Origin of the sequence: Actinomadura physcomitrii, assembly GCF_008923205.2 — a bacterium.
Taxonomy (GTDB): Bacteria; Actinomycetota; Actinomycetes; order Streptosporangiales; family Streptosporangiaceae; genus Spirillospora; species Spirillospora physcomitrii.
Map to the genome: position 1 here is coordinate 38,269 of NZ_WBMS02000021.1, position 26,459 is coordinate 64,727.

General features: G+C 73.4%; 23 protein-coding genes. 8 read left to right on the forward strand and 15 right to left on the reverse strand.

What is annotated here, in order from left to right; genetic code table 11:
* Positions 1 to 57 precede the first annotated feature (57 nt).
* The 7 genes from rfbH to F8568_RS25420 all read right to left on the reverse strand — a co-directional run bounded on the left by rfbH (position 58) and on the right by F8568_RS25420 (position 9,714).
* The gene (gene rfbH / locus F8568_RS25390) at positions 58 to 1,359 is read right to left on the reverse strand and encodes a lipopolysaccharide biosynthesis protein RfbH (protein WP_151596205.1); all 1,302 of its coding nucleotides are present in this window, start codon (positions 1,357 to 1,359) and stop codon (positions 58 to 60) included.
* A 353-nt stretch (positions 1,360 to 1,712) separates the two neighbouring features.
* On the reverse strand, positions 1,713 to 2,312 hold the full coding sequence (locus F8568_RS25395; RefSeq protein ID WP_151596206.1) for a dTDP-4-dehydrorhamnose 3,5-epimerase family protein: 600 nt from the start codon (positions 2,310 to 2,312) through the stop codon (positions 1,713 to 1,715).
* Positions 2,248 to 3,435, reverse strand: a complete 1,188-nt coding sequence (locus F8568_RS25400) for a glycosyltransferase (protein WP_328601011.1) — start codon at positions 3,433 to 3,435, stop codon at positions 2,248 to 2,250. Before F8568_RS25400 ends, F8568_RS25395 begins: the two co-directional genes overlap by 65 nt.
* A gap of 124 nt (positions 3,436 to 3,559) precedes the next feature.
* Entirely contained in the window at positions 3,560 to 6,709 is a 3,150-nt protein-coding gene (locus F8568_RS25405; protein ID WP_151596208.1) for a non-ribosomal peptide synthetase, read from the reverse strand.
* A gap of 31 nt (positions 6,710 to 6,740) precedes the next feature.
* The gene (locus F8568_RS25410; RefSeq protein WP_151596209.1) at positions 6,741 to 7,907 is read right to left on the reverse strand and encodes a nucleotide disphospho-sugar-binding domain-containing protein; all 1,167 of its coding nucleotides are present in this window, start codon (positions 7,905 to 7,907) and stop codon (positions 6,741 to 6,743) included.
* Positions 7,908 to 8,059: 152 nt separating this feature from the next.
* Positions 8,060 to 8,767, reverse strand: a complete 708-nt coding sequence (locus tag F8568_RS25415; RefSeq protein ID WP_151596210.1) for an ABC transporter permease — start codon at positions 8,765 to 8,767, stop codon at positions 8,060 to 8,062.
* Entirely contained in the window at positions 8,767 to 9,714 is a 948-nt protein-coding gene (locus tag F8568_RS25420) for an ABC transporter ATP-binding protein (RefSeq protein ID WP_151596211.1), read from the reverse strand. Before F8568_RS25420 ends, F8568_RS25415 begins: the two co-directional genes overlap by 1 nt.
* 195 nt (positions 9,715 to 9,909) lie before the next feature.
* Here F8568_RS25420 and F8568_RS25425 point away from each other — a divergent pair, with 195 nt between their 5' ends.
* Complete coding sequence (locus F8568_RS25425) at positions 9,910 to 10,551, forward strand: antibiotic biosynthesis monooxygenase family protein (protein ID WP_151596212.1); 642 nt, start codon at positions 9,910 to 9,912, stop codon at positions 10,549 to 10,551.
* A gap of 101 nt (positions 10,552 to 10,652) precedes the next feature.
* On the opposite strand, the gene F8568_RS25430 is transcribed toward F8568_RS25425, so the two are convergent.
* From F8568_RS25430 to F8568_RS25440, 3 genes are read right to left on the reverse strand one after another with little or no spacing between them, the layout of a single operon-like run.
* Entirely contained in the window at positions 10,653 to 11,429 is a 777-nt protein-coding gene (locus F8568_RS25430; RefSeq protein WP_151596213.1) for an NAD-dependent epimerase/dehydratase family protein, read from the reverse strand.
* Complete coding sequence (locus F8568_RS25435; RefSeq protein WP_151596214.1) at positions 11,429 to 12,433, reverse strand: Gfo/Idh/MocA family protein; 1,005 nt, start codon at positions 12,431 to 12,433, stop codon at positions 11,429 to 11,431. Before F8568_RS25435 ends, F8568_RS25430 begins: the two co-directional genes overlap by 1 nt.
* Positions 12,430 to 13,419, reverse strand: a complete 990-nt coding sequence (locus tag F8568_RS25440) for an NAD-dependent epimerase/dehydratase family protein (protein ID WP_151596215.1) — start codon at positions 13,417 to 13,419, stop codon at positions 12,430 to 12,432. Before F8568_RS25440 ends, F8568_RS25435 begins: the two co-directional genes overlap by 4 nt.
* Before the next feature lie 225 nt (positions 13,420 to 13,644).
* Here F8568_RS25440 and F8568_RS25445 point away from each other — a divergent pair, with 225 nt between their 5' ends.
* The 3 genes from F8568_RS25445 to F8568_RS25455 are packed head-to-tail and all read left to right on the forward strand — an operon-like array spanning position 13,645 to position 17,193.
* Positions 13,645 to 14,733, forward strand: a complete 1,089-nt coding sequence (locus F8568_RS25445) for a glucose-1-phosphate thymidylyltransferase (protein ID WP_151596216.1) — start codon at positions 13,645 to 13,647, stop codon at positions 14,731 to 14,733.
* Positions 14,730 to 15,698 (forward strand): dTDP-glucose 4,6-dehydratase, encoded by a 969-nt coding sequence (gene rfbB / locus F8568_RS25450; RefSeq protein ID WP_151596217.1) that lies wholly within the window; start codon positions 14,730 to 14,732, stop codon positions 15,696 to 15,698. Before F8568_RS25445 ends, rfbB begins: the two co-directional genes overlap by 4 nt.
* Before the next feature lie 13 nt (positions 15,699 to 15,711).
* Positions 15,712 to 17,193, forward strand: coding sequence for an NDP-hexose 2,3-dehydratase family protein (locus F8568_RS25455; protein WP_151596218.1), 1,482 nt, complete (start codon positions 15,712 to 15,714; stop codon positions 17,191 to 17,193).
* A 101-nt stretch (positions 17,194 to 17,294) separates the two neighbouring features.
* Here F8568_RS25455 and F8568_RS25460 read toward each other — a convergent pair whose 3' ends face one another.
* Positions 17,295 to 18,083, reverse strand: a complete 789-nt coding sequence (locus tag F8568_RS25460; RefSeq protein WP_151596219.1) for an AfsR/SARP family transcriptional regulator — start codon at positions 18,081 to 18,083, stop codon at positions 17,295 to 17,297.
* A gap of 155 nt (positions 18,084 to 18,238) precedes the next feature.
* Complete coding sequence (locus F8568_RS25465) at positions 18,239 to 18,898, reverse strand: response regulator transcription factor (protein WP_202125328.1); 660 nt, start codon at positions 18,896 to 18,898, stop codon at positions 18,239 to 18,241.
* 301 nt (positions 18,899 to 19,199) lie between these two features.
* Here F8568_RS25465 and F8568_RS25470 point away from each other — a divergent pair, with 301 nt between their 5' ends.
* Both F8568_RS25470 and ssuE read left to right on the forward strand, forming a co-directional pair.
* Complete coding sequence (locus tag F8568_RS25470) at positions 19,200 to 20,288, forward strand: MupA/Atu3671 family FMN-dependent luciferase-like monooxygenase (protein WP_151596221.1); 1,089 nt, start codon at positions 19,200 to 19,202, stop codon at positions 20,286 to 20,288.
* Positions 20,285 to 20,884 (forward strand): NADPH-dependent FMN reductase, encoded by a 600-nt coding sequence (gene ssuE / locus F8568_RS25475; RefSeq protein WP_151596222.1) that lies wholly within the window; start codon positions 20,285 to 20,287, stop codon positions 20,882 to 20,884. The genes F8568_RS25470 and ssuE overlap by 4 nt, the downstream gene beginning before the upstream one ends.
* A gap of 56 nt (positions 20,885 to 20,940) precedes the next feature.
* On the opposite strand, the gene F8568_RS25480 is transcribed toward ssuE, so the two are convergent.
* The 3 genes from F8568_RS25480 to F8568_RS25490 all read right to left on the reverse strand — a co-directional run bounded on the left by F8568_RS25480 (position 20,941) and on the right by F8568_RS25490 (position 23,817).
* Positions 20,941 to 21,213 carry a phosphopantetheine-binding protein gene (locus F8568_RS25480; protein WP_151596223.1) on the reverse strand — a complete coding sequence of 91 codons (273 nt, stop codon included), beginning with the start codon at positions 21,211 to 21,213 and terminating at the stop codon, positions 20,941 to 20,943.
* A 65-nt stretch (positions 21,214 to 21,278) separates the two neighbouring features.
* On the reverse strand, positions 21,279 to 22,784 hold the full coding sequence (locus F8568_RS25485; RefSeq protein WP_151596224.1) for a class I adenylate-forming enzyme family protein: 1,506 nt from the start codon (positions 22,782 to 22,784) through the stop codon (positions 21,279 to 21,281).
* Between the two features lie 4 nt (positions 22,785 to 22,788).
* Complete coding sequence (locus tag F8568_RS25490; protein ID WP_151596225.1) at positions 22,789 to 23,817, reverse strand: ketoacyl-ACP synthase III family protein; 1,029 nt, start codon at positions 23,815 to 23,817, stop codon at positions 22,789 to 22,791.
* Positions 23,818 to 23,946: 129 nt separating this feature from the next.
* Between F8568_RS25490 and F8568_RS25495 the strand changes: the two genes are divergently transcribed.
* Together F8568_RS25495 and F8568_RS25500 are read left to right on the forward strand one after the other, a co-directional pair.
* Positions 23,947 to 25,125, forward strand: a complete 1,179-nt coding sequence (locus F8568_RS25495; protein ID WP_151596226.1) for a glycosyltransferase — start codon at positions 23,947 to 23,949, stop codon at positions 25,123 to 25,125.
* A gap of 101 nt (positions 25,126 to 25,226) precedes the next feature.
* The gene (locus F8568_RS25500; RefSeq protein WP_151596227.1) at positions 25,227 to 26,396 is read left to right on the forward strand and encodes a nucleotide disphospho-sugar-binding domain-containing protein; all 1,170 of its coding nucleotides are present in this window, start codon (positions 25,227 to 25,229) and stop codon (positions 26,394 to 26,396) included.
* Positions 26,397 to 26,459: the final 63 nt, after the last annotated feature.

Sequence of the window (26,459 nt, forward strand, 5' to 3'; positions counted from 1 at the left end):
GCCCCGGGCGGCCCGCATCATCTCCTGCCCCGCGTCATGTCCGCACGGCCGTGCGGATCAGTGGCGGCCGGACACGAACTCCTTGATCGAGCCGGCCATGTAGTCGACCATCTCGCCGGTGAGCCGGGGGTGCACCCCGATCCAGAACGAGCTCTCGGTGATGGTGTCGCTGTTGGTCAGGTCGCCGACGATCCGGTGCGGCCGGTCGAGGTAGGCGGGGTGGCGGGTGAGGTTGCTCGCGAAGAACCGCCGCGTGCCGATCCGGCGCGCCTCCAGGAAGTCCACCAGCTCCTTGCGGGTGAACGGGGCGTCCGGGCGGACGGTGAGCACGAACCCGAACCAGCTCGGGTCGCTGCCGGGCGTGGCGGACGGCAGGAGCAGGCCGGGCAGCCCGTCCAGCGCCTCGCGGAGCCGTCGCCAGTTGCGCCGCCTGGCGTCCACGAAGTCGGGGAGCTTCTCCAGCTGCGTGAGCCCCAGGGCGCCCTGCAGGTCCGTCGCCTTCAGGTTGTAGCCCACGTGCGAGAAGATGTACTTGTGGTCGTAGCCGTGCGGCAGATCGCCCATCTGGTACGAGAACCGCTTCATGCACTTGTTGTCCTCGCCCGGCTCGCACCAGCAGTCGCGGCCCCAGTCGCGCAGTGACTCGATGATGCGGGCGAGCGCGAGGTTGTCGGTGAGCACGCAGCCGCCCTCGCCCATCGTGAGGTGATGGGCCGGGTAGAAGCTCACCGTCGCGAAGTCGCCGAACGTCCCGGTGAGCCTGCCCCGGTAGGTCGAGCCGACCGCGTCGCAGTTGTCCTCCACCAGGAACAGCTCGCGCTCCTCCGCGAGCGCGGCGATCTCGGCGACCTCGAACGGGTTGCCGAGCGCGTGCGCCATCATGATGGCGCGGGTGCGCGGCCCGATCGCCTCGGCGACGCGCTCGGCCGTGGCGTTGTACGTGCCGAGCTCGACGTCCACGAAGACCGGCGTGAGCCCGTTCTGCACGATGGGGTTCACGGTCGTGGGGAAGCCCGCCGCCACCGTGATGACCTCGTCGCCCGGCTCCAGCCGGCGGTCCTCGAGCAGCGGCGAGGTGAGCGCCGACGCGGCCAGCAGATTGGCCGACGATCCCGAATTCACCAGATGGGCCTTGCGCAGGCCGTAGTACCGCGCGAATCGGCTCTCGAATTTCCGGGACGCGCCGCCGGTGTTGATGCGCAGCTCCAGGGCCGCTTCGACGAGCGCGATCCGGTCGTCCTCGGCGAGCACGGCCCCGGCCGGCAGCAGCGGCGTCACGCCCGGTTTGAAATCGTCCTCAGCGGCCACTTCCTGGTGGTACTTGCGGGCCAGCTCCAGCAGGAGCTCCTTGGTCGTCATCGCCTTCCCTCCGCCGGGTTGCCGTCCCACCCTGCCCGCCGCTGCTCGAGGTCATCTCGAGCGGCGACAGAGGCCGCGGCGTCCGCCGGACCTCGGCCACCGCGCCCGACGGGGGGACCGGCGCGGTGGCCGAGGGGCTCTGCGGGACCGGCTATTTCTTGTTCCTGTTGTTCTTGACATTGCTGTACAGGAAAAGCACGATCCCGATGACCACGACAACGTACCAGTATGGTTCCACCGTCCCATTTCCTTCCCATTGTGGAAGCCCGCGTTCTCAGCATCGCCGGGTGCCGGATTGTTCGCCAGATCGGTCCGTCACCGATCGCGTGTGACAGAACTACTGTGGTGCCGCGCTAACCGACGGGAAGCTGTCCGTACAGCGCGATGCATTCCTCATATGAGGCCAGCAGCCCGTCGCGCATCGCCTCCTCGACGGTGGGCGCGGAGGCGTCCTTCGGGGACACGATGGGCTCCCCGTCGATGCCCCAGGGCAGCGCGAGCGCCGGGTCGAACGGGTTGATGTCCAGCTGGGTGCCGGGCACGTAGGCGGTCGAGCAGAGGTAGCTCACGCACGCGTCGTCGGTGAGCGCGACGAACCCGTGCCCCAGGCCCTCGGCGATGAACACCGACCGCCCGGACTCGGCGTCCAGCACCGACGTGTCGTAGTGGCCGAAGGTGGGCGAGCCGACGCGCAGGTCGACGACGAAGTCGCGAACCGCGCCGCGCGGGCAGCCGACCACCTTGGCCTGGGCGGGCGGGATCAGGACGCCGTGGATGCCGCGCACGACGCCGCGCCGCGACACCGAATGGTTGACCTGGGCGGGCGTGAAGCGGTGCCCCACCTCCGCGAGCGCCTCGTGCTTGAAGGACTCGTAGAAGCAGCCGCGCTCATCGCGCAGCTGCCGCGGCTCGATCAGGAAGCTGTCCGGGACCTTGAGCGGCGTGATCTCCATGCTCGCGGAGCGTAGGTTCGGCCGCTCGAACCTCGGTCTCGGTCGCCTCGGCCCGCAGCCGTTCCGCCACCGCGGCCGTCGACGGCAGCTCCCGCACCTCCCGGGCGAGCCGGCGCGCGGCCCGCGCGTAGGACGGCTCGTTCAGCACCCGCAGGGCCGCCCGCTCGACCTCCGCCGGGGCCGCGCGGGAGGCGAGCACGACACCGCAGCCGGGCGCCGCGACCCGGCCGGCCGTGGGGAAGTGATCGGTCATCTGCGGCAGCATCACCTGCGGGACGCCGGCGGCCACCGCGGCCATCGCCGTGCCCGTGCCGCCGTGGTGGACCACCAGGTCGCAGGTGTCCAGCGTCGGGTGCAGCGGGGTCCAGCCGGCGTGCACGACCCCGTCCGGGAGCCTCCCGAGCTCCGGGACGAGCGCGTCCGCCAGCCCGACGATCACCTCCAGCCCGCCCGCCGCGAGCCGCCGGACGATCTCGACGAGGTCGCCCGCCCTGCCGTGCTCGACCACGACGCTGCCGAAGGTCACCAGCACCCGCGGGGCCGCCGGCGCCGGCGGTTGCCGGCGACGGGTCGGCCCGTGGTAGCCGGTCGGCCGCATCGCCATGCCGGCCGTCCCGCCCGGCCACAGGCTCGGCGGCGACGGATGGACGGACGCGATCGGCCGCGGCAGCCGCCCCAGCGCCTCGCTCCCGCCCGCCGCGTGCCGCTCCAGCGGCGGCAGCCCCCAGGCGTGCTCGATCCACGGGACGCCCGCCTCGGCGGCCGCGATCCGGCCGGCGAACTCGCACGGCTCGCTGACGACCACGTCCGGACCGAACGCGCCGACGAGCCCGCGCATCCCCGCCAGCGCCCGCCCGGCCAGCATTCCCCAGCCGCGGCCGCTCGCCTCGAGTGCGGCGTCCACCGGTCCGGACGCGAAGTCCACCCCGCTGGCGGCGGCGTACTCGCCGTCCCCGATGCCGCTCGGCACGACCGCCACCGGCAGCCCGGCACCGGTGATCACCGGCGCGAACCCCGGCACCGGCGTCGCGACGAGCACCTCGTCGCCGCCGCAGCGCAGGGCCCACGCCAGTCCGACGAGCGGATGGAAGTGCCCGACCATCGGAACCGCGGTGAAGAGCACTTTCAACGCCAGGCACCTCCCAAGGTGTCGTGCCCAAAGCTTCGGCCGCGGCGCTCAAGCGCCCCTCGAGCACCCCTCAAGGCCGCCTCGGGCCGCGTGGGGGCCGCGACCGGCATGGCGGGGGCTACAGGCCGTCGGGGCTCTGGTGCAGTATCCGCACGTATTCGTCGGTGATGCGGCGGGCCAGCGACGCCGGGAAGCGGTCGGTGCGGACCGCGGTCGTCACGGCGATCCCGCCGGCGCCGGCCGGCCGGACGTCCAGCTCCAGCTCGGTGCTCATCGTGGCGGTGTCCAGCCGCCGGAGCGCGGTCTCGCAGCCGGGCAGGGACAGCACCGGCGGCGGGTCGTCCTGGAGGAGGAAGCTCGGCATCCCGGCCAGCTCGCCGATCCGGCCGGACGCCGCCATCAGCCGCGCCACGTCGACGAACGGGACGTCCTGGGCGCCGAGTGCCGCGCCGATCTCGGCGAGGGCGTGGTCGAGACCGCCGCCCGACGGCTTCGGCCGGACGCAGAGCAGGTCGACCCGGCAGGTGACCGAGTGGGCCTGCCGGATGCCGCCCCGGTGGGCCACGGGGATCTTGACCGTGAAGTCCTCCTGGCCGGTGAGCCGGTGCAGCACCAGGCCGAAGACCGTGAGCAGGCAGCCGGTCCGGGTCGTGCCCTGCTTGCGTGCGAGCAGGTCCCACGGCTCCAGGCGCCCGGCGTCCACCTCGCGCCGCACGGCCGCCTTGGGTCCGGCCGACGCCTCGGAGGTGCCCGTACGGAAGGAGTCCAGGGAGACGCCGCGCATGTGCGGGACGGTGTCCAGCCAGTACCGGCGCTGGCCGCCGAGGTCCACCAGGTCCAGCCCGCGCTGGTACTCCGCCCACAGGTCGCGCAGAACGGTCCCAGGACCGGCGAACTCCGGCTCCCGCCCGTGCAGGCGCGCGGTGTAGGCGATGCCGAGCTCGCGCGCCATGACGCTCTCCGAAAGCCCGTCGAACGCGACGTGGTGCACGGTGAGCCCGAACAGCGCGCGCTCGCCGCAACGCACGAGCGCGCATCGCCAGACCTTGCCCTCCATCACGCGCAGCGGCCGGAACAGCGTCTCGGTCAGCCGCTTCTCGGCGGACTCCGGAGAGGTCGCCTCGGGCAGATGGTGTAACTCCGGCTCGCCGGGGTCGTCGGGCAGCAGCGCGGTGGCATCCGGCCCGCCGCGGTACGCGGCGTGCAGCGACTCGTGCCGCCGGTGCACGTCGCGTACGGCGGCCTCCAGGGCGCGGGTGTCCACGGCCCCGTCGATCCACCAGGCCATCCGGCAGAGATCCGACTCGTCGCTTTGATCCTCGTCCGCCGACCACAGGAAGAGCCGCTGCTGAGGACAGAGCGGAATCTCCGCACCGGCGCCGGCCGGGCGCGCCGCCGGCGGGTTCTCCTCGCCGACCGAGTCGGCCCAGGCCGCCAGCTCGCGCACGGTGTGGGCGGCGAACACGCGCGACGCGGGGACGGCTAAGCCGAGGACCGAATCCAGCCGGGTGCACAGCCGCGCGACGTCCAGCGAGTTGCCGCCGAGGGTGAAGAACGAGACGTCGGGCGGCACCGAGGGGACGCCGAGGACCTCGCAGAACGCGGCCGCGACCTCCGCCTCCGTGCCGTCGGCCGGATCCGTCGCGGCTCCGGCCTCCACCGGTTCCCGGGCCTCGTCCAGCAGAGCTCGTAACTCGGTCAGGTCGGCCTTGCCGTTGGTTAACAGCGGCAGGGCCGCCACGCCGCGGACCGGCCCCGGCACGAGGTAGCCGGGCAGGCGGGCGGCCAGCGCGGCCCGCACGGCCCCCTCCGACGGACCGGGCGCCGGCGAGCCCGACTCCGGCGAGCCGGATCCCGACGCGTCCGAGCCGGCCGCGACGTAGCACAGGCCCAGCTCCCGGTAGGCGCCGTCGGGCCCGGCGATCGGAACGACGACCGCCTCGGCGATCCCCGGGACGCCGAGGGCCGCCTCCTCGATCTCGCCCGGCTCGATGCGATGCCCGCGGATCTTGACCTGCCGGTCGTCGCGGCCGTCGAAGTAGAGCCGCCCGTCCGGCGACCAGTGCCCGAGGTCGCCGCTGCGGTAGAGCCGCCGCGGCTCGCCGTCCAGCACGACGTGCCGGAACCGGCGGGCGGTCAGCTCGGGGTCGTTCACGTACCCGTGGGCCAGCCCGGCGCCGCCGAGGCAGATCTCCCCGATCTCCCCCGGGGCGCAGACCCGGTCGCCGTCCAGCACGTGGATCTCGGTGCCGGTCACCGTCTCGCCCAGCGGGATGCCCGCCGGGTCCGCGCAGTCCTCCGGCCGGATGTCGCCGATCGTCACGCCGACGGAGCACTCGGCGGGCCCGTACATGTTCAGCAGGCGCGCCCGCGGGTGCCGGTCCAGAAACCGGCGGGCGTGCGCGGCGGAGGCGCGCTCGCCGCCGATGATCAGCCAGCGGAGGCCCGCGAACGCGTCGACGTCGGCCCCCACCAGGGAGTTGAACAGCGACGTCGTGAGGAAACCGGCGTTCACACCGTCGCGCTCGATGAGCCGCCGCAGCATGCGGGGCACGAGCACGGGCTCGTCCAGCAGCACGGTGGTGCCGCCGGTGAGCAGCACGCTCCAGCAGTCCAGCACGAACCCGTCCCAGGTCGCCGGCGCGGCCTGCGGCATGACGACGCCGGGGCCGATGTCGAGGAAGGCGCAGTCGTCCCACAGCCGCACCATTCCGGCGTGCGGGCACACCACGCCCTTCGGCGTGCCGGTCGAGCCGGAGGTGAAGAAGACCACGGCGGGGTCGGCCGCGCCGACCCGCACCGGCCCGGGCCTGCGGCCGCGCGCCGCCGCCGCTTCCGGGTCCGGCTCGGTCAGGTGCCAGACCGGCGCGGGCAGGCCGGCGACCACCGCGGCGGACAGTCCGTCCACCGCGGCCTCGGTCGCGGTGTCGGTCACGACGAGCGGCGCCTCCAGGCGGGCCACCAGCCTGGCCAGCCTGCTCGGCGGCCACCGGCCGTCGAGGGCCGCGTAGGCGGCCCCCCGCTTCAGGATCGCGAGCAGCACGGCGATCATCTGCGGCGAGCGGTTCATCAGCACGGCGACGAACCGGCCCGGGCCGACCCCCGCCGCCTCCAGCTCCGCGGCATGGTCGTCGGAGGCGGCGTCGAGCTCGGCGTAGGTGACGTGCCGGTCGCCGTGGACGATCGCGGTCGCGTCGGGCCGGCGGCGCGCGCACCACTGGAACAGCTCGTGCATCGTCTGACCCCGCGTGTAGCGCGTGGCAGCCATCTGATCTCTCCGTCCCGATCCGTCCGGCCCGCTAGGCCGGCTCACCGGCGTGCTCTTCGAGGAAGCCGACCACGTCGGCCGGATCGGGCATCACGGCGATCTCCGCCTGCACCAGGCGGGCGCGCGAGACGTAGCCGCTGCCGCCGATCACGGCGGAGACGGCCGTGCCGATAGCGGCGGCGCCGGGCAGCTCCGGGTCGTTCAGGCTGATCCCGGCGCCCGCGGACTCGACCAGGTCGCCCCAGTGCTCCTGCGCGCTGTTCTGCGGCACCACGACCTGCGGGATCCCGGCGTCGAGCGCGATCATCCCGGTGCCGAACCCGCCGTGGTGCACGACGGCGTCGCAGGTGGGCAGCAGCACGTCCAGCGGGAACGACTCGACGGCGCGCACGCCGTCCGGCAGCCCCTCGCCGCCGTGCCCGGCCACCACGACCTCCGCGCCGAGCTCCTGGACGGCGTGGATCGTCCGGCCGAGGAAGCCCTCCAGCGACGCGGTGGTCACGCCGCCGGTCACGCAGATCCGGGGGCGGGTGCGCGGGGCGCCCACCCAGTCCTGGAGGATCCCCGGGCCGCCGTACGGCACGAAGCGCATGTCGACGCGGCGCACCGGATGGTCGGGGCGCAGCCGCGGCGGGCAGGCGTCGATCCAGGTCGCCGGACCGACCAGCGGTTCCACGCCGAACCGCTCGAACAGCCGGGCGTACTCGGGGGTGACGTCCTCCGGCTTCTCCACCGCCACCCCGGCGGCGAGCCCCCAGGAGTTGCCGACCGCCGGGACCCCGGTCACCGCCGCGGCGACCAGCCCGGCGGCCGCCGCGGTGTCGTGCAGCACCAGGTCGGGCCGCCAGGAACGGGCGAACGCGACCAGGTCGTCGGCGACCAGGTCGGCGATGCCGATCATCTTGGCCGTCAGCGCGGCCTGGATCTCGGGGGTCAGCCCGGCCGGGCGGCCTTCGCGGGTCGGCGGCACCGGCGCCCGGCGGCGCGCCAGGGCGGGCCGCACCGGCACCGCCGAGGCGGTGCGGCTGGCGTCGTCGTCGCCGATGGACACCGCGGGCAGGCCGGACCGGGTGACCAGCCCGACGCACTCCGGCCGCGCCGCGACCCGGACCTCGTGCCCGGCGAGCCGGCACGCCCAGCTCAGCGGGATGATCCAGGGAACGTGGGCCGGGCCGTGCGCCACAACGAGGACACGCATGACGTCACCTCATCTCGATGGGACGTAACCCTTGCCGAGAGAGCGTGACGGTCACCGCTCAACGCGCGGTCTTGGACGGTTGGAGGCTCGTCCGAGCCGACCTGATTCCGAGCCGCCCCCGGTGCCCGCCGGTGCGGCCCGGGGCGCCACGGTCAGCTGTAGCGGCCGCTGCGGCGGTAGGCGAAGGCCGCGAGGGCGGCGAAGGCCGCGGTCCAGGCGAGCAGGACGAACGTGGAGAGCGCGGGCGGGGCACCGCCCTCGCCGACCTTCCGGGTGAACTCGCCGTAGCCGTAGACCGGGTTGAACTTGGCGAGGGCCCGCAACCATCCGGGGAAGGAGTCCAGCCCGACGAACAGCCCGCCGAGCAGGCTGAGGCCCACGTACACCAGCGTGCCGACGACCTGCGCCATACGGGCCTCGCACAGGTAGCCCACGCTGAGTCCGAGCAGGGCGAGCGGCGCGATGCCGAACCACAGGGCGAGCAGGGTGGCGACCCACTCTCCGGCGCCCAGCGGGACGTGCTTGTAGAACGCGCCGAGCAGGCTGATGAGCGCGATGGGGAGCACCGCGAGGACCATCGCGCACAGCCCGCGGGCGACGACGACGTCCAGCGGGCTGAGCGGCGTCAGCCGCAGCAGCCGCAGCCAGCCGCGCGAACGGTCCTCGGCGATGCTGGTGCCGTTGGTCACCACGACGCCGAGCGCGCCGAACCCGGCCGTTCCGACGAGGTTCTGCACCAGGTCGCCGTGGGAGCCCTGGCCGAGGAAGAGATAGATGGCGACCGGCACCACCAGGCTCGCCATCAGGTAGCCGCCGTCGCGCGCGAGGCGGCGCAGCTCCAGCCGCAGGTAGGCGGGCATCAGCCCGCGCCCCCTTCGGCGCTCGCCGAGGTGAGGGCCACGAAGGCGTCCTCCAGGTCGGCGCCCGCGACCTCCAGGTCGCGCATCGGGAGGCCGGCGCCGGCGAGCGCCGCGACGGTGGCGTCGGAGTCGGTGGTGGTCAGCACGACCCTGCCGTGCAGGACCTTCACCTCGTTCACGCCGGGCAGCGCGGCCAGCTCGTCCGGGTCCTGGTCCTCGTGGCGGAACGCGACCGTGCGGCCGCCCGCGGCCTTCTTGATCTCCTCGGCCGGGCCGTCCGCGATCACCTGCCCCTTGGCGATGACGATGATGCGGTCGGCGTTGTCATCGGCCTCTTCGAGGTAGTGGGTGGTGAAGACCACCGTGTTGCCCTTGGCGGCGTAGTCGCGCATGGCCTTCCAGAGCTGGCGCCGCGACTCGACGTCCAGCGCCGCCGTCGGCTCGTCCAGCACGACCAGCCGCGCGCCGCCCGCCAGCGCGAGCGCGAACCGCACGCGCTGCATCTGGCCGCCGGAGAGCTTGTCCACCCGGCGTCCCGCCAGGTCCGCGATCTGCGCGAGCTCGAGCGTGTGCGGGACGGCGGGAGCCTGGGAGCCGTACGTGCCGGCGACGAAGCCCACCAGCTCGCCCACGGTCACCCGCGGCACGAGCTGGCCCTCCTGCAGCATGGCGCCGACCCGGCCGGCCCGCACGGCCTTCTCCGGCGCCATGCCGAACAACTCGATCGAGCCCGCATCCGGCGGGAACAGGCCGAGCATCATGTGGACGGTGGTGGACTTGCCCGCCCCGTTCGGGCCGAGCACGGCCACGGTCTCGCCCGGCCGCACCGCGAACCGCACGCCGCGCACCGCCTCGACCCGACCGAACGACTTCACCAGATCTTCGCAGCTCACCGCCGGTGCTCCGGCGTCGGTGGCGACCGCCTCGGAAACAGCAGACTTGGTCATGGCAGAGACGATATAAACCGCGGCTCGACGCTCAACAGAGCAGAAAATCAGGACCTCGACCTGACAGATGCACTACCCGGCGCGCCGGCCGGGCCGGTGGGCCCGTGCCGCCTCACTGGATTCCGGTTCGAGCCGCATTCCAAGCGCTCTTGTGACGATTCGGCTGCCCAACCAAGCCAGCGAAAGGTCGCACCGATGGACGAGCCGATAATCGCGATTGCCAGGTTCTCCCTGAAGGAGGCCTACCGAGCCGAGACCGAGCGGTTCGAAAAGGCCATGGACCGGTTCCGGACGGCGGTCGCGGGCGCGGCGGGCCTGCGGCGGACGCTGCTGCTGCGCGGTGCCGGGCAGCCCGGCGAGTACGCGCTGCTGACCTGGTGGCGCGACGCCGACGCGCACCGTTCGGTGATCGGCGAGCTCAGCTTCTTCGTCGAGGTCACCGGCGAGCTGATGCTGCTCGGCGACCTCACCGCGGCGAAGGCGGTGACGCTGGACGGGTACGTCGCGCCCGGCGCCGACCCGGCGGAGGCCGGGATCGTCGCCTACACCGACTTCACCCTCGACGACCCCGCGTCCGCCGAGGGCTTCCAGCGCGGCTTCGCCTCGAAGGCCGACTTCATGCGCGCGCAGGACGGCTTCGTCGCCCAGGAGTTCCTGCAGTCCAAGTCGCAGGCGGGGGGGTACGTCAACCTCGGCTGGTGGCGCGACATGGGCGCCCTCCAGGCCTCCTTCCGGAAGCCGGAGTTCGCCGAGGACGTCCAGAAGACCGCCGCGGTGGCCGCGGTGAGGCCCGCCGTCTTCGAGGTCATGTCCGACTCGGTGTTCGCGGCCACCTGATCCGGTAGCGCTCCTGATCCGGGACTCCGGGACGCGAGGGGCCGGGCGGTGATCGCCGCCCGGCCCTCTTCTCGCGCGCTCCCGCCCCGCGCCGCCGCCGCTCAGCCGGGTGTCGCCTCCAGCTTCAGGTCGCCCTCGGCGTAGTACGGCAGGTACCGGTCGAGGAGCCCCTCGTAGTAGCCGGGGCCGAAGCCCATCCCGGTCACGGCCGGGACCAGGCGGCGCAGCCGGCGGGTCGACACCGGCTGGGCGGCGGCGGGCGCGTCCACATAGGTGTGCCGCGCCGCCGTCCCGAGCAGGGTCTCGACCCGGTCGATGATGCTCTCGACCGGCACCGGGACGCCGGACGCGACGTTCACGACCAGCCGCTCGGGGGCGCCGGCCAGCAGCGCGTCGACGATGGTCACGACGTCCCTGATGTCGATCAGGTCGCGGCTGGCGTTGCGGTAGATCCGCACCTCCCCCGCCTGGACCTGCCTGGCCAGCGCGGGCAGCAGCTGGTGCGGCGGCTGGTGCGGGCCGACCACGTGCCCGAGCCGCAGGATCAGATAGTCCACGCCCGAGGCCGCGAGCACCGCCTCCAGCGCGAACTTGTGCCTGCCGTACGCGGTGGCGGGGAAGACGGGGCCGTCCTCGGTGCCCGGCTCGTCGCCCGGGATCGAGTACATCCCGGTCGAGGCCGTGGAGAAGAACACCAGGCGTTCCCCGGGCTCGCACTCGTGGATGACGTCGAACAGCAGCGCCGCCTCCCGGTCGAAGGCGCGCTGCGGGGTGTCCCCGGCGGCCGACACCCCCGCGGCGATCACCGTGACGCCCTGGTGGGAGCCGGCGAGCGGCGCGAGATGCCGGGCCAGGAAGCCGTTTCCGATGATCCTCATCAGGCGCCCCGCCTCCCGCCGGTCACGACCGTCGCGGACCGCCGGATCTCCTCCACCAGTTCCGCCTGTTCGAGCGCGTCCCGCGCCCACCGGGCACGGCCCTCGCCCGACAGCGCCAGATCGGCGAAGCAGCGGACGGAACCGGCGAACTGGTCGTCCGGCTCCAGGACGATCTCCTCGACCCCGTCCGCCCGTTCGACGCGGACCAGCGGCTTGTGGTCGGCGGGCGGGGTGAAGGCCCGGTCGAGCCGCAGCGTTCCCTCGGTGCCCCACAGCTCGTAGAAGCAGCGGTAGGCGTTCTCCAGGCCGAAGGTGAGATGCGCCGTGACGCCGTCCACCGACCGCAGCAGCGCGGCGCCGCCCAGGTCCACACCGAGCTCCGGGTCGTGCCGCAGCACCGCGCCGGCCACCGACAGCGGCCCTCGCAGCAGCATCCGGGCGGCCCGGATCGGATACCCGGCGACGTCCAGCAGCGCTCCCCCGCCGAGGTCCGCCTGGTAGCGGATGTCGTCGTCGGGACGGCGCGGGATGGTGAACGCGGCGTGCAGCGCCCGCACCTCTCCGATCGCCCCGTCCGCCACCAGCCCCAGCACCCTCCGGTGCTGCGCGTGGTGGACGAACATGAAGTTCTCCATCAGCGCCAGCCCGCGGTCGCGGGCCGTCGCGACCAGCCGTCCGGTCGCCGCGGCCCCGGTCGTCAGGGGCTTTTCGGAGAGCACGTGCTTGCCGGCCCGCAGCGCCTTGCCGGCCCATTCGTCGTGCAGGCCGCTGGGCAGCGGGACGTAGACGGCGTCGATGTCGGGCCGCGCGAGGAGGTCCGCGTATCCGACGACCGCCGCGCAGCCGAACTCGGCCGCGAACTCCCGCGCCTTCGCCTCGCTCCGCGACGCCACCGCCACCAGCCGCACGCGCGGATCCGTCCGCAGAGCGGGGATCGCGCGCCGCCGGGCGATGTCCGCACAGCCGATCACGCCGACTCCGAGCACTGCCTTCTCACCGGTCATATCGCCGCCTTGGTCGGCTCTGCCAGGGAAGCCCAGAGTCCGCGCAGCGACTCTTCGGGCGAGTGCACCGGCCGCCAGCCGAGCGCCTCGGCGGCCAGGGAGATGTCCAGTTGCTGCCGGCGCGCACCCGACCCGGGCGAGAGCCCGCCCGCCGCGTGCGCCGCACGGTCCGCGCGTTCCCGGTCCTCGTGTTCCCGGTCCTCGATGACGAGGTCGGCCGGTACGCCGCTGATCTCGATGAGCCGCCGCACCAGTCCGTCGACCGCGACGGCACGGCCGCCTCCGATGTTCACCAGCGGCGGCGCGGGACGGGCCTTGATCGCCGCCAGGACGGCCTGCCCCAGATCGCGCACGTCGACGATGTCGCGATGGCCGCCGAGCGTGGCCAGCCGCACGCGGGCGCGCCGGTGCTCGGCGTGCGCCTCGGCGAGCCGTCCGCCGACCATGCCGAGCAGGCTCCCCGGCGGCCCTCCGGGCCCGACGACGTTGGCGACCCGCAGCACGACGGCGTCCGCCGCGCCCTCGCGTACGGCGGTCAGCACCGCCTCGGTGGCGCAGAGCTTCGTGCGGCCGTACGGATTGACGGGGGCCGCGCGCGCGTCCTCGGTGAGCGCGCCGCCCGCGGGCGCCGCGCCGTACTCGTGGACGGTGCCGAGCTGGATCAGCCGCGGCCGGCGGTCGAGGCCGCGCAGCGCGGCGAGCAACCGCTCGACGAGCACCGCGTTCGACTCGAGCATCTGGGCCTCGCCCGCCCCCCACACCGCGCCGGCCGCGTTGACGATCACGTCCGGGGCCTCCTGCCGCAGCAGGTCGGCCAGCGGGCCCGGAGCCGCCGCCGCGTCGAGCACCCTCGTCCGTGCGGCGCCCTCCACCGGGGTGCCGGGGGCGTTCCGCACCACCGCCACCGGTGGTGCGCCGCGAGCGGCCAGGACGCCGCAGAGATGGCGTCCGACGAAACCGCCCGCGCCGAGCACGACCGCACGCATGCCGAGATCTCCGTTCGCCGGGGTCGCTGGTGTCCGCAGATCGTCACGCGGCCGGCTCGAGACCCCGTCCGGTCCGGCTCAAGGTCGCCCGGGGGCCGCCGCGGACGGGTGCGGTGCGGGGACCAATCGGCTTCGAACGGTCCTCCAGCACGGCGCCCGACCATCAGGTGCTCCCCCTCCCATCCGCTCCGGCGGTCGCGAAAGCGGACAGATGAAAGAGGACAGATGAGAGCGCTTGTGTTGTCCGGAGGGACGGGCTCACGGCTCCGTCCCTTCACGCATTCCCTTCCGAAGCAGCTGATACCGGTGGCCAACACGCCGGTCCTGGTGCACGTGCTGCGGAACCTCCGGCGGCTCGGGATCGACGAGATCGGGATCATCGTCGGGGACACCCGCGCGGAGATCGAGGCCGCCCTCGGCAACGGCGCCGGGCACGGCGTGCGGATCACCTACATCCACCAGGAGGCGCCGCTCGGCCTCGCCCACTGCGTGACCATCGCCGAGGACTTCCTCGGCGACGAGGACTTCGTCATGTACCTCGGCGACAACGTCCTGCCCGACGGGATCGAGCCGGCCGCCGACCGGTTCCGCGAGGAGCGCCCGGACGCCCTGATCCTGGTCACCAAGGTCCCCGACCCGCAGGCGTTCGGGGTGGCCGAGCTGACCGACGGCGACCGGGTGAGCGCGCTGGTGGAGAAGCCGGAGCGGCCGCGCAGCGACCTGGCGGTGATGGGGGTCTACTTCTTCACCTCGAAGATCCACGCCGCCACCCGGGCGATCGCGCCGAGCGCGCGCGGCGAGCTGGAGATCACCGACGCGATCCAGCACCTGGTCGAGCGGGGCGGCGACGTCGTCGGCCACCGCTACGACGGCTACTGGAAGGACACCGGCAACATCGAGGACCTGCTGGAGTGCAACCGCGTCGTGCTCGACCGCCTGGAGGCCGAGGTCCGCGGCGAGGTCGACGAGAGCAGCGTGCTCACCGGCACCGTGGTCGTCGAGCCGGGCGCGGTCGTGACCGGCTCGCGCGTCGCGGGCCCGGCCGTGATCGGCCGCGGCAGCAGGATCAGCGGCTGCCGGATCGGCCCCTACACCGCCGTCGGCCCGGACTGCGCGCTCACCGACTCCTCGCTGGGCGACTCGATCATCCTCGAGGGCGCGTCCGTCCAGGGCGTGCAGGGCCTGCGGGGCTCCCTCGTCGGCCGCTGGGCGCGGGTCCGCGCGGAGGCCGAGGAGGCCTGCGCCGGCCGGTTCGGCGGAACGGACCGGCGGTTGCTGGTCGGCGACCACTCGCGGGTGGAGGGGTCGGCATGAGGGTGCTCGTGACCGGCGGGGCCGGGTTCATCGGGTCCCACTACGTGCGGACGATGCTGGCGGGCGGCTACGCCGGCTTCGAGGACGCCGAGATCACGGTGGTGGACCTCCTCACCTACTCCGGCAGGACCGCCAACCTCCCGGGCGGCGACGCCCGGATGCGGCTCGTCCGCGGCGACATCTGCGACCAGGCCATGCTGCGCGAGACGATGCGCGGGCACGACGCCGTCGTGCACTTCGCGGCCGAGTCGCACGTCGACCGGTCTCTGGTGGGCGCGGCCGACTTCATGCGCACGAACGTCCTCGGCACCCAGAGCGTGCTCGACGCCGCCCTGCGCACCGGGATCGAGACGGTCGTGCACGTGTCCACCGACGAGGTGTACGGCTCGATCGAGACGGGGCAGTGGACCGAGGAATGGCCGCTGGAGCCGAACTCGCCGTACGCCTCCTCCAAGGCGAGCAGCGACCTGGTGGCACGGTCCTACTGGCGCACCCACGGCCTGGACGTCCGCGTCACGCGGTGCTCCAACAACTACGGCCCCTACCAGCACATCGAGAAGCTCATCCCGCGTTTCGTCACCAACCTGCTGAGCGGCGGCACGGTCCCGCTCTACGGGGACGGCACGAACGTGCGGGAGTGGATCCACGTCGACGACCACTGCCGCGCCCTGCAGCTGGTGCTGACCCGGGGGCGCGCGGGGCAGGTCTACAACGTCGGCGGCGGGACGGCGCTCAGCAACCGGGAGATGACCGGGCTGCTGCTCGAGCTCTGCGACGCCGGCTGGGAGCGGGTGGAGCACGTCGAGGACCGCAAGGGCCACGACCTGCGGTACGCGATCGACGACTCCAAGATCCGCCGCGAGCTCGGCTACGCGCCCGCCATGGACTTCGCCACCGGCCTGGCCCGGACCGTCGAGTGGTACCGGAGCAACCCGGCCTGGTGGAAGCCCCTGAGGAACGAGTGATTCGGAGCCCCGCATGACCGACGACACGACCACCACGATCGACCGGCCCGCTCCCGGAGTCCTGCCGGGCGCACAGACCCTGCCCGGCGCGAACGAGGACGATCCGCGGCGTTTCACGCTCTCGGCGCTCACCGGGGACAGCCGCGTGACGCCCAACGACGAGCTGGACGCGTGGCTGGCCGAGCGCACCGAGGCCAACCGCTTCGAGGTCTCGATCGGCCCGATCTCCGAGCTGGCGGGCTGGCGGATCGATCCCGAACGCGGCGACCTGTCCCACGAGAGCGGCCGGTTCTTCTCCATCGAGGGCCTGCGGGTGCAGGTGGACGAGCGGCGGTGGGCACAGCCCATCATCAACCAGCCGGAGATCGGGATCCTCGGGATCCTGGTGAAGGAGTTCGACGGGGTCCTGCACTGCCTCATGCAGGCGAAGATGGAGCCCGGCAACGTCAACACTATCCAGCTGTCCCCCACCGTGCAGGCGACCCACAGCAACTACACCGGGGTGCACGGCGGGCGCCCCACCCGCTATGTGGAGTTCTTCCGCGCTCCGCGGGCGGGCCGGGTGCTGGTCGACACGCTCCAGTCCGAGCAGGGCTCGTGGTTCCTGCACAAGCGGAACCGCAACATCGTCGTGGAGACCGAGGAGGACGTCCCCGGGCACGAGGACTTCCGCTGGCTCACCTTCGGCCAGATCCGGCGCCTGCTGACCGCCGACAATGTGGTCAACATGGACTCGCGCACGGTCCTGTCCTGCGTCCCGTTCGCCGCACCCCCCTCCGATGCGGCGGCCGCGGGCGCGGACCGGGGTGCGGACGGGGACGGCTACCGGGCCGCCCTCTGCCGGTCGATGCTGGGCGCCCCCGGCCGGCACACCGACGACGAGGTGCTCAGCCTGCTCACCGAGGCGCGGATCCGCCAGCGGCTCGTCCAGCGCACGATCCCGCTGGACGAGGTCGAGCACTGGCGCCGGTCCTACGAGGAGATCACGCACGAGGACGGCCGGTACTTCCGGATCGTCGGCGCGGAGGTGACGGCGACCAACCGCGAGGTGGCCAGCTGGTCGCAACCGCTGCTGGACCCGCACGCGACCGGGGTGTCGGCGTTCCTGGTCCGGCCGATCGACGGGGTGCTGCACATCCTCATGCAGGCGCGGACGGAGGCGGGATCGCTGGCGGGCGCCGAGCTGGCACCGACCGTCCAGTGCATCCCGGGCAACTACAAGGGGCGCCCGGCACCGCCCTACCTCACCGAGGTGCTGGCCGCGCCGGCCGAGCGGATCAGGCACGACTCGATCCAGTCCGAGGAGGGCGGCCGGTTCTACCGGGCGCAGAACCGCTACATGATCGTGGAGGCCCCCGCCGGGTTCGCTCCGCGGGACGTTCCCGAGGACTTCGTCTGGATCACCGTCGACCAGGCCATGGGGCTGCTGCGGCACGGCAACTACCTCAACGTCCAGGCCAGGAGCCTGGTGGCCGCCCTGCCCACGACCTGGTGACCCGCGAGTACGACGCACCCCCGCCGAAACCGTGATCCCGCGGCCGTCCAGGACGGTCGCGGGATCACGGTGCGGGGTGCGGGCGGTTCGGTCGGGCCGGTTCAGCCCACCCCGGCGAAGCTGCCGGTGGAGCGCGGTCGTTCCGAGGTCAGCACCTGGAGCTGCAAATCCTGAAGCTCCGATGACGGCTCCAGGCCCAGCTGCTCGTCCAGGATGCGGCGCGTGTCCTCGTAGGCCCGCAACGCCTCGCCGCGGCGGCCGGAGCGGTGCAGCGCCTCGATGAGCCGGCCGTGGAACCACTCGTGCAACGGGTGGGAGGCCACGATGGTGCGCAGCTCGGGGATGAGCTCGCGGTGCCGGCCCAGCTCCAGGTCGGCGCGGACGCGCATCTCCAGCGCCTCGACGCGCAGCTCTTCCAGCCGCGCGACGTGCCCCTCCAGAAGCGGGCCGCGTGCGACGTTGGCGAGCGCGGGACCGCGCCACAGGGCGAGCGCCTCGCCCAGGCGGTTCCGCGCCTCTTCGAAACGCCCTTCCTCCAGCAGCCGCCGCCCCTGGGAGGTGAGCCTGCCGAAGATCTGGGCGTCGAGCTCGTCGTCCTTGACGCGCAGGACGTACCCCGGAGGGCGGGTGAGGAGCTTCGACTCACCGGAGCCGGGCACCTCGTAGGCGATGAGCGTCTTTCGCAGTTGGTAGATGTAGGTCTGCGCGGTGGTGACCGCGCTGCGGACCGGGGCCTGATCCCACAATTCCTCGATGACCGCGTCGGTGCCGACCACCGAATTGGCCCTCATGAGCAGCAGGCTCAGCACCTGGCACACCTTGGGGGCACTCGGCATGTAGACCTCGTCCCCATCGACGATTTCGAGAGTTCCGAGTACGCCAAACCTCATTGGCCGTCCTCTTCCTTTCCGGTCGTAGGAGCACTATCGCCGACCGAACTCGAAATCAGACTAACCACGACATTTACCCGCACGCCAGGCACTTGCAGCCAACGAGTAAGCCGACTATTCCTTAGGAAACATAGGGGGTACCCCTAGGCCGGCCCCTAGCCCGCCCGGACCGCCACCCCGCCGCCCTGAATCAGGCCGGCCTCGATCGCCTTGTTCACGGCGTCCATCCTGGATTCGGCGTCCAATTTAACGAAAACGTTTCGCAGATGTCGCTTCACGGTCTCCTCGGAGATGTGCAGCCGTTCACCGATCTGGGCGTTGCGCATGGCCTGGGCCGCCAGCATGAGCACGCCGCGCTCCCGCTCGGAGAGTCTGACCTCGGGCGCGGCGTGCATCCGGCGCAGGCCGGTCCGGGAGATCGACAGGGTGATCCGCCCGCTTCCGGTCCGCGCGGTGCGCACGGCCGACAGCAGCTCCTCCAGCCCGGAGCTGAGCAGCAGGTAGCCGCACACGCCGAGGAGCAGCAGCTGCCGGGTGAGCCGCGGTTCGTCGTGCGGGCTGATGATGACGACCCGGGTGTCGGGGGACGCGTCGCGGAGCCGGCCGAGCGTCACCGCGGTGTCCTCGCCGGGGATCTGGGCGTCGAGCAGGACGACGTCGGGCCGATGGCGGCTCACCTCGGCGACGGCGGTGTCCGCGTCGGCGGCCGCGGCGACGACCTCCATGTCGGGCTCGGCGTCCATGGCGGCGCAGATCGCGTCCCTGAACAGTGGATAGTCGTCCACGATGATCACTCTCAGGGGTACGTCCGCCATACCGGCCATGGTGCCCGTCCCTCCAGCGACAGCTGCCCCGATTGGTTTCCCATCCAAGTCTTGGTTCTGCCCGATCCCTGGACCAGATCACTTCATCCCCGATCGCTCATGACACTTGTCACATGGTCCGTCGATGGCTCCCGACCGCCGGCATCACCGAGATCGGTCCAGGCCAGGCGGGTGAAGACCGGGCTCGCCGCCTCCTCTAGCGGCGTTCGAACCCGGCCCTCGACACTGGCCGGGACGAGGCGGACGACCGCGCCGCGCCGTGTGTCGCGCGGGCGAGTGAGGAGCGGATCTCATGGAGCAGCCAGAGGGGCGGGCGGCCCGGCCCGGCCTCGGGTTCGGCGTCTTCTTCTTCGCCGCCGTCGGCGAGTCGGCGGCCGAGACGTACCGGCTCATGCTCGACTGCGCCCGCGGTGCCGACCGGCTCGGCTTCGGGTTCGTCTCCACGCCCGAACGCCACTTCCACCGCTTCGGCGGCGCCTTCCCCAACCCGGCGGTGACCTCGGCGGCCATCGCCGCGGTGACCGAGCGGGTGCAGATCCGGGCCGGCAGCGTCATCACGCCGATGCACCCGGTCATCCGGGTCGTCGAGGACTTCGCGATGGTAGACGCCATGTCGGGCGGGCGCGCGGCGATGTCGGTCGGCTCCGGCTGGAACGTCAACGACTTCGTGCTCGCCCCCGACGCGTTCGAGACCCGCCGGCAGCGGATGATCGACGACATCGGCGCGATCCGGGAGGCCTGGCGGACCGGCGAGTGGAAGGGCGAGAACCCGCGCGGCGAGCGGGTCGAGCTGCACATCCTTCCCCGGCCGGTCAGCGCGGAGCCGGAGCTGTGGATCACCGCGTCCCGCAGCCCGGAGACGTTCCGGCAGGCGGGCGCGCTCGGCACCAACGTCCTCACGCACCTGGAGAACCAGGACCCCGACGCGCTGCGCGAGAAGATCGGCATGTACCGGGAGGCGCGCCGCGCCGCCGGCCACGACGGCGGCAAGGTCACCGTCATGATGCACACCTACGTCGCCGAGTCCGACGAGGCGGCCCGTGCCGTCGCGGTCCCGGCGCTGAAGCGCTACCTGCTCACCGCCATCGACCTGGAGTCGGCCGCGGTGAGCGCGGGCGGCGGGATGAGCGGCGGGCGCGCGGGCCGCGACTTCATGTCGGCGGAGGACGCCCGCGCGCGGCTGGCCGAGCTCGGCGTCAACCGCTACCTCGACGGCAACTCCCTCATCGGCTCGGTCGAGACGTGCGCCGCCACGGCGCGGCGGCTCATGGAGTCCGGTGCGGACGAGCTGGCCTGCCTGGTGGACTTCGTGGACGAGCCGCGGCGGGTGCTGGAAGGGCTCGAGCGCCTGGCGGAGGTCCGGGACAGGACCGCCCGATGAGACGGACGGACGTGCCCGCCCCGGCCCGCGAGGGCGGGCGGGCGACGGCGCCGGAGGTCCTCACGATCGTCGGCAGCCCCTCGCGCACGTCCCTCACGGCCTCCGTCGCGGGATACGTGACGGAGCGCGTCACCGGACAGGGCTTCCACGCCCGCACGACCGCGGCCCGCGAGCTGCCGCCCGCGGCGCTGCTGGCGGGCGACGCGGCCCATCCGGTGATCGGTTCGGTCGTCGCCGCGGTGGAACGCGCGGCGGGCCTGGTCATCGCCACGCCCGTCTACCAGGGCGCCTACTCCGGCCTGCTGAAGAGCCTCCTGGACGTGCTGCCGCGCCACGCGCTGGAAGGCAAGCCGATCCTGCCCCTGGCGACCGGCGGCTCCATGGCGCACCTGCTGGTCCTGGACTACGCGCTGCGGCCCGTGCTGGTCGCCATGGGCGCCGACCACATCGTCCGCGGCGTGTTCGTGCACCAGCGGCTGGTCACCGTCGGCAGGGACGGCGGGATCACCCTCGACCCCGACATCGAGGGGCCGCTGGAGCGCGCGGTGGAGGTCTTCACCGCCGCGCTCGACGCCGCGGGGGCCCGGTCCGCCTGAACGGCGGCCGGGCCCCTGCGGCCTCGGTCTTGCCGGCCTGGCCTCGGCTTCCCGGGTCAAGCCCCGCGCTGCTCCCGCACCGCCGACCACACGGCGGCCGGCGTGGCGAAAGTCCGCCCGTTCAGCGCCGAGTCCGGCAGCGTCACCTGGTACGCGTCCTCCAGGCGCAGCAGCAGCTCGATCGTGGCCATCGAGTCGAGCCCGGCCGCCTTGAGATCCAGGTCGGGCGTGATGGGCCGGGCCCGCTTGGCGGCGGGCAGCACCCCGCGCAGCAGCTCGACGAACCGCTCGTCGAGCGCGTCGCCGGTCAGCGTCTCCCTGTCGGTCATGGTCTCCCTCTCGTCACGCTGGGTACGTCGTCCACACCGGGTCCGTCGTCGACACCGGTCGCGGCTCACTCGAGCGACTCGGCGAGCCGCCGCTTGTCGGTCTTGCCGTTGGGGGTCAGGGGCAGCCCGGCCACCGGACGGCAGTCCGCCGGGACCTTGGCGTCCTCGAGGCGCTCGGCCAGCCCGGCCAGGACGTCCGCGGCGGGCAGCCCGGTCACCGCGAACACGGTCAGGTCGCGCCCGTCCGCGGGCGGCAGCACGGCGGCGGCCTCCACGCCCGGCACGTCCACCGCCGCCGCCTCGATCTCCTGGCAGGACATGCGAACGCCGCGGCGCTTGAACAGGTCGTCGCGGCGGCCCTCGAAGTACAGGTGGCCGTCGGCGTCCAGCCGGCCGTAGTCGCCGCTGTGCAGCCGGCGCTCGCCCGTCTCCGGGTCGCGCCGGAACCGCTCGGCCGTGAGCTCGGGCGCGTTCCAGTAGCCGTCCATCACGTGCGGGCCGGAGACCACGATCTCGCCGGTCCCGCCGGCGGGCACCGGCCGGCCGTCCTCCCCGAGGATCGTCACCCGGGTCCCGGTCAGCGGGCGGCCGAGCGCGTGCGGCCGCTCCAGATCGCCGTCCGGTTCCATGATCGTGGTGCGCTTGCACTCGGTGGTCCCGTACATCAGCGCGAGGCTCGCGGTCGGGAACGCCGCGCGCAGCCGCGCCGCGAGCGGCGGCGTGAGCGCCGCGCCGGTGTTGGTGAACAGCCTCACCGCGGGCGGCTCGGCGGAGCCGCGCCCGACCAGCCGGATCAGCATCTCCGCCAGGGACGGCACCACCGGCACGACCGTCGCGCCGTGCGCGCGCATCAGCGCGGGCAGCCCCACGTGCTCGTCCGGGCCGGCCAGAACCAGGTGCGCGCCCGCCTGCGCCGAGAGGAAGACCTGGTAGAGGCCGTAGTCGAAGGACAGCGGGATCGCCGTCAGGACCACGTCGCCGGACCGGTAGCGCAGCCGTTCGGCGATCGCGGCCGCCGCGAACGTGATCGCCCGGTGCGGGCTCATCACGCCCTTCGGCGCGGCCGTGCTGCCGGAGGTGTAGATGAGCAGGGCCAGCTCGTCCGGCGACACCTCGGGGCTCGCCGCCGACTCCGGCGACCCGCCGAGCGCGATCTCCTCGACCTCCGGCCAGAGCTTCTCCAGCATGTGGACGCGCGGGCCCGGTGGCACGCCGCCGTCGGTCTCGGCCGCGACGACCAGCGCGGGCGCGCAGTCCTCGAGCACGGCGTCCAGATGGTAGGCCTTCATTCCGGCGCCGATCGGCACGAACACCGCGCCGTGCCGGAGCGTGCCGAACAGCATCGCGGCGAACTCGCGGACGTTCCCGATCCGGGACAGCACCCGGTCGCCCCGGGCCACGCCCCGTTCGGCGAGCCAGGTCGCGAACGCGGCCGCGCGCGCGTCGAGCTCGGCGTAGGTCCAGGTGCCGTGGGCGTCGGTGACGGCCGGGGCGTCCGGCCGCCGCGCGACCGCCGCCGCCGGCAGGTGGTGCACCAGGTCGTGCGTCAGGTTGTCGGCCACAGTTCTCATCCGCCTACCACTCGGGTGTTTCCAGCAGCTCGACGACGGCCGCCGAGCAGGTGAAGCCGGCTCCGATGCCGTAGAGCATCACCCGGTCGCCCTTGCCGACGGCGCCGGTCACGACCAGGTGCTCCAGCGCCGCGCAGTAGTCGCCCGTGCCGACGTGGCCCGTGCGTCTGGCGAAGGCCCAGGTGGTCCGTTCCTCCGGGACGCCCAGCACGTCGTGGATCTGGAACTCCCCCTTAGCGCGGCCGGTGCCCGGGATGATGACGTAGGAAATGTCGTCCAGCTCCACGCCGGCGTGCGACAGCGCCTCGAGCTTCACCTTGAACATCGCGCGCGCCTGCCGCAGCGAGATCTCCGCCTCGTCGTGCGCCTTCCGGTACTGCTCGGCGCGCTCCTCGAGCAGGATCGTGCGTTCGGCCGCGGTCGAGACGGCGGTGAACGGCTCCGACCCGCGGGCGAGGCCCTCCAGGGTGTTGTCGGCGATGGTCGAGGTCGACAGCAGCCGGGCGAACCCGCCGCGCGTCGACAGCACCGTCGCGGTGGCGCCGTCCGCGTAGGCGACGCCGGGCCGGAGCGTCCACCGGGTCACCCCGGCCGGACCGAACCGGTCCGCGGTGGTGACGAGGGCGGCATGCCCCGGCCGGACCCCCATCCCCAGCTGGCCCGCGGCCAGCTCCAGCGCGCTCACGCCGACGCTGCACCGCTGCTGCACGTCGAAGCCGGGCACGTGGTCGCCGATCGTGCGGGCCGCGATGTAGGAGGCGGCGGGCCAGATGTCGAGCCCCTGGAACCACGTGCTGCCATGCAGGATCAGCGAGAAGTCCTCGGGGGCGGCCCCCGAGCGCTGCACCGCGGTCCGCGCGGCCTCGACCGCCATGTCGGGGGGCGCGACGTCCTCGGCGACCAGCACCGACTCGTAGCCGTAGTCGTCGGTCCATTCCGGACCGATCGCACCGGCGTCGACGGCGTCCCGTACCGGGACCGGGCGGGGAAGCCAGGTCCCGAGGCCCGCGAGGTAGACCGATTCCCAGCGCACCGAAGCTCCTTCTCCGTAGTGTCCGGCGTGCGTCCATGCTGGGCGGCCGTCCTCGAGCCGCGCTGGAAGCTTCGTGCAGCCCGGCTCCGGCTCGAGCGGGCCTCGTGGCCGCCGGGGCACGATCCGGACATGCGGATTCTGTTCACCGTGCACGCCGCGGTCTCCCATCTCCGGCTGGTCGTCCCCGCCGCCCAGGCCGCGGCCCGGCGGGGGCACGAGGTCGCCGTCGCCTCCGCGGCGAGCATGCGCGCGGAGACCGCCCGCTACGGCCTGCGCTTCTTCGAGGCGGGCTACGACTGGGGCGAGAACCGCGACACGGTCCTGGCGCTGGCTCCCACGCTGGTCACCCGCGACCAGGCCGCCTACGAGCGGGTGCTGACCCATGAATGCGTCCTGGGCCGGCCCGCCCTGGACATGGCCCGCGACCTGCTGGAGGTCACCGGAGCCTGGCGGCCGGACCTCATCGTCCGCGAGGGCGAGGACATGGCGGGCTACCTGGCGGCCGAGACGCTCGGCGTCCCGCACGCGGGGATCGCGGGCGGGTCCACGCACCTGCTGCCGCCGGACGTCGTGCGCGACCCGTTGAACAAGTTGCGCGCCGAGCTCGGCCTGCCGCCCGACCCCTCGGACCTGACCTGCTACCGGTACCTGCTGGCGAGCCTGCTGCCGCGCGAGTACGTGCGCGACGACCTGGCCTCGCAGACCCTGCGCTGCTACCGGCAGACCGCCCCCGAGCGGCAGGACGAGCGGGTCCCCGGCTGGCTCGCCGAGCTGCCGGCCGGGCGGCCGATCGTGTACGCCTCGATCGGGACGATCGCCCAGTCGATGCCGTGGCAGTCCGACGAGGTGCTCACCTCCGTCGTCGCGGCGCTGAGCGATATCGAGTGCTCGGCGATCGTGTCGGTCGGTCTCGACCGGGACCTGGACGCCTTCGGCGCGGTGCCGCCGCACGTACGCCTCGTCGATTCCTGGCTGCCGCAGCCGCGGCTGCTCCCGATGTGCGACGTGTTCGTGACCCACGGCGGCTTCAGCGGCATCCGGGAGGGTCTCACGGCGGGCGTCCCGCTGCTGGTCACGCCGATGTACGACGACCAGCCCCACTCGGCGGCGCGCTGCCGCGACCTCGGGGTGGGCCTGTCGGTGCCCGGTCCCGACGCCACGCCCGCCGCGATCGGCGCGGCCGTCCGGACCCTGCTGTCCGACCCGGCGTACCGCGACCGGGCACGCGCCATGAGCCGCCGGATCCTCGCCTCACCGCCCATGGACGAGCTGGTCGGCGACCTGGAGGAGCTGGCGGCCCGCCGCTGACGAGCCGCCGGTGACGACCCCGTCGCCGGCAATCCGCCGCCGACCACCCGCTGCGACCACCCGCTGCTGACCAGGTTGAAGAACGAAAGGCAGAAAACGCGATGCGTGTCCTTTTCACGGCGCTGGTGCCCAGCCACCTGATGCCGATGGTCCCGCTGGCCTGGGGACTGCGAGCCGCCGGCCACGACGTCCTGGTCTGCGGCATGCCCGAGGTGGTGGCCGCCGCGCGCGAGGCGGGCCTGCTCACCCGGCCGATCGGCGCGGAGGGGAACGAGATCGCGCGGCTCGCTCGCCCGGGCGCGATCGAGCGGCCCGCGGTGACCGGGCCCGGCGCGCCCGGCGAGAGCCACTGGGAGCGGGCCGGACGGCGCTGGGAGAGACGGCTGCGCGGCTACCTCGGCGGATTCCTGGCCCTGGCGCGCGGCTTCCGCCCTGATCTGGTGGTGACCGATCCGGTGGAGTTCGGCGGGCTGATCGTCGGGGAGGCGCTGGGCGTGCCCACGGCCGTCCACCGGTGGGGGCCCGACACCGTGACCACGGTCCTGCACGAGCGGGCCGGGACCGCGCTCGCCGGCCTGTGCGCCGAGTACGGCGTGGCGGCCTTCCCCGATCCGGGCATGATCATCGACCCGTGCCCGCCGAGCCTGCGCGACCCCGCCGCCGCGCCCGCCCGGTCGGTACGGTTCGTCCCCTACAACGGCACCGGGATCCTGCCCCCCTGGTCCCTCGAACCCCGCACCGCGCCGAGGGTGTGCATCTGCCTCGGCATGTGGGGCAGCCAGGCCGTGGGGCAGGACGGCGACCGGGCGGCGGTCGTCCGCGCCGTCGGCGAGGCCGTGGCCGCCGCCGGTGCGACGGCCGTGCTGCCGTTCCCCGCCGAACGGCACGGCGACCTCGGCGACGTCCCCGCCGCGGTGCACGTGATCGACCGGACCCCGGTCGGCCTGCTGGCCGGGGCCTGCGACCTCATGGTGCATCACGGCGGCGGCGGTCTGACGCTGACGGCGCTGCACCACGGGCTGCCGCAACTGGTGGTGCCGCAGGACGAGCCGTTCCTGGGCGCCACCGCCGAGCTGGTGGAGGACCGCGGCCTCGGACTGGCGATCGGCGACCCCGGCGCCCGCCGCGACCCGGAGGCGATCGGCAAGGCCCTCACCAGGCTGCTGGAGGATCCGGGCCACCGGCAGGGGGCGGCCCGGATCGCCGACGAGATGAAGGAGCTTCCGTCCCCCGCCGCCCTCGTCTCGCTGCTGGAGGAGACGGCCGGCTAGCGGAGACGGCCTGAGCAGTGCAGACCGCCCCGTACAGAGATCGCCTAGGACAAGTGTCAGGTC

Coding starts and splice junctions, on each gene's coding strand:
- F8568_RS25415 (WP_151596210.1), bottom strand. CDS start 8,767: ATGCCCGCCTACCTGCGGCTGGAGCTGCGCCGCCTCGCGCGCGACGGC.
- F8568_RS25410 (WP_151596209.1), bottom strand. CDS start 7,907: ATGCGTGTCCTCGTTGTGGCGCACGGCCCGGCCCACGTTCCCTGGATC.
- rfbB (WP_151596217.1), top strand. CDS start 14,730: ATGAGGGTGCTCGTGACCGGCGGGGCCGGGTTCATCGGGTCCCACTAC.
- F8568_RS25480 (WP_151596223.1), bottom strand. CDS start 21,213: ATGACCGACAGGGAGACGCTGACCGGCGACGCGCTCGACGAGCGGTTC.
- F8568_RS25500 (WP_151596227.1), top strand. CDS start 25,227: ATGCGTGTCCTTTTCACGGCGCTGGTGCCCAGCCACCTGATGCCGATG.
- F8568_RS25425 (WP_151596212.1), top strand. CDS start 9,910: ATGGACGAGCCGATAATCGCGATTGCCAGGTTCTCCCTGAAGGAGGCC.
- F8568_RS25445 (WP_151596216.1), top strand. CDS start 13,645: ATGAGAGCGCTTGTGTTGTCCGGAGGGACGGGCTCACGGCTCCGTCCC.
- F8568_RS25435 (WP_151596214.1), bottom strand. CDS start 12,433: ATGACCGGTGAGAAGGCAGTGCTCGGAGTCGGCGTGATCGGCTGTGCG.
- F8568_RS25465 (WP_202125328.1), bottom strand. CDS start 18,898: ATGGCGGACGTACCCCTGAGAGTGATCATCGTGGACGACTATCCACTG.
- F8568_RS25455 (WP_151596218.1), top strand. CDS start 15,712: ATGACCGACGACACGACCACCACGATCGACCGGCCCGCTCCCGGAGTC.
- F8568_RS25405 (WP_151596208.1), bottom strand. CDS start 6,709: ATGGCTGCCACGCGCTACACGCGGGGTCAGACGATGCACGAGCTGTTC.
- F8568_RS25495 (WP_151596226.1), top strand. CDS start 23,947: ATGCGGATTCTGTTCACCGTGCACGCCGCGGTCTCCCATCTCCGGCTG.
- F8568_RS25430 (WP_151596213.1), bottom strand. CDS start 11,429: ATGAGGATCATCGGAAACGGCTTCCTGGCCCGGCATCTCGCGCCGCTC.
- F8568_RS25395 (WP_151596206.1), bottom strand. CDS start 2,312: ATGGAGATCACGCCGCTCAAGGTCCCGGACAGCTTCCTGATCGAGCCG.
- F8568_RS25460 (WP_151596219.1), bottom strand. CDS start 18,083: ATGAGGTTTGGCGTACTCGGAACTCTCGAAATCGTCGATGGGGACGAG.
- ssuE (WP_151596222.1), top strand. CDS start 20,285: ATGAGACGGACGGACGTGCCCGCCCCGGCCCGCGAGGGCGGGCGGGCG.
- F8568_RS25470 (WP_151596221.1), top strand. CDS start 19,200: ATGGAGCAGCCAGAGGGGCGGGCGGCCCGGCCCGGCCTCGGGTTCGGC.
- F8568_RS25420 (WP_151596211.1), bottom strand. CDS start 9,714: ATGACCAAGTCTGCTGTTTCCGAGGCGGTCGCCACCGACGCCGGAGCA.
- F8568_RS25440 (WP_151596215.1), bottom strand. CDS start 13,419: ATGCGTGCGGTCGTGCTCGGCGCGGGCGGTTTCGTCGGACGCCATCTC.
- F8568_RS25485 (WP_151596224.1), bottom strand. CDS start 22,784: ATGAGAACTGTGGCCGACAACCTGACGCACGACCTGGTGCACCACCTG.
- rfbH (WP_151596205.1), bottom strand. CDS start 1,359: ATGACGACCAAGGAGCTCCTGCTGGAGCTGGCCCGCAAGTACCACCAG.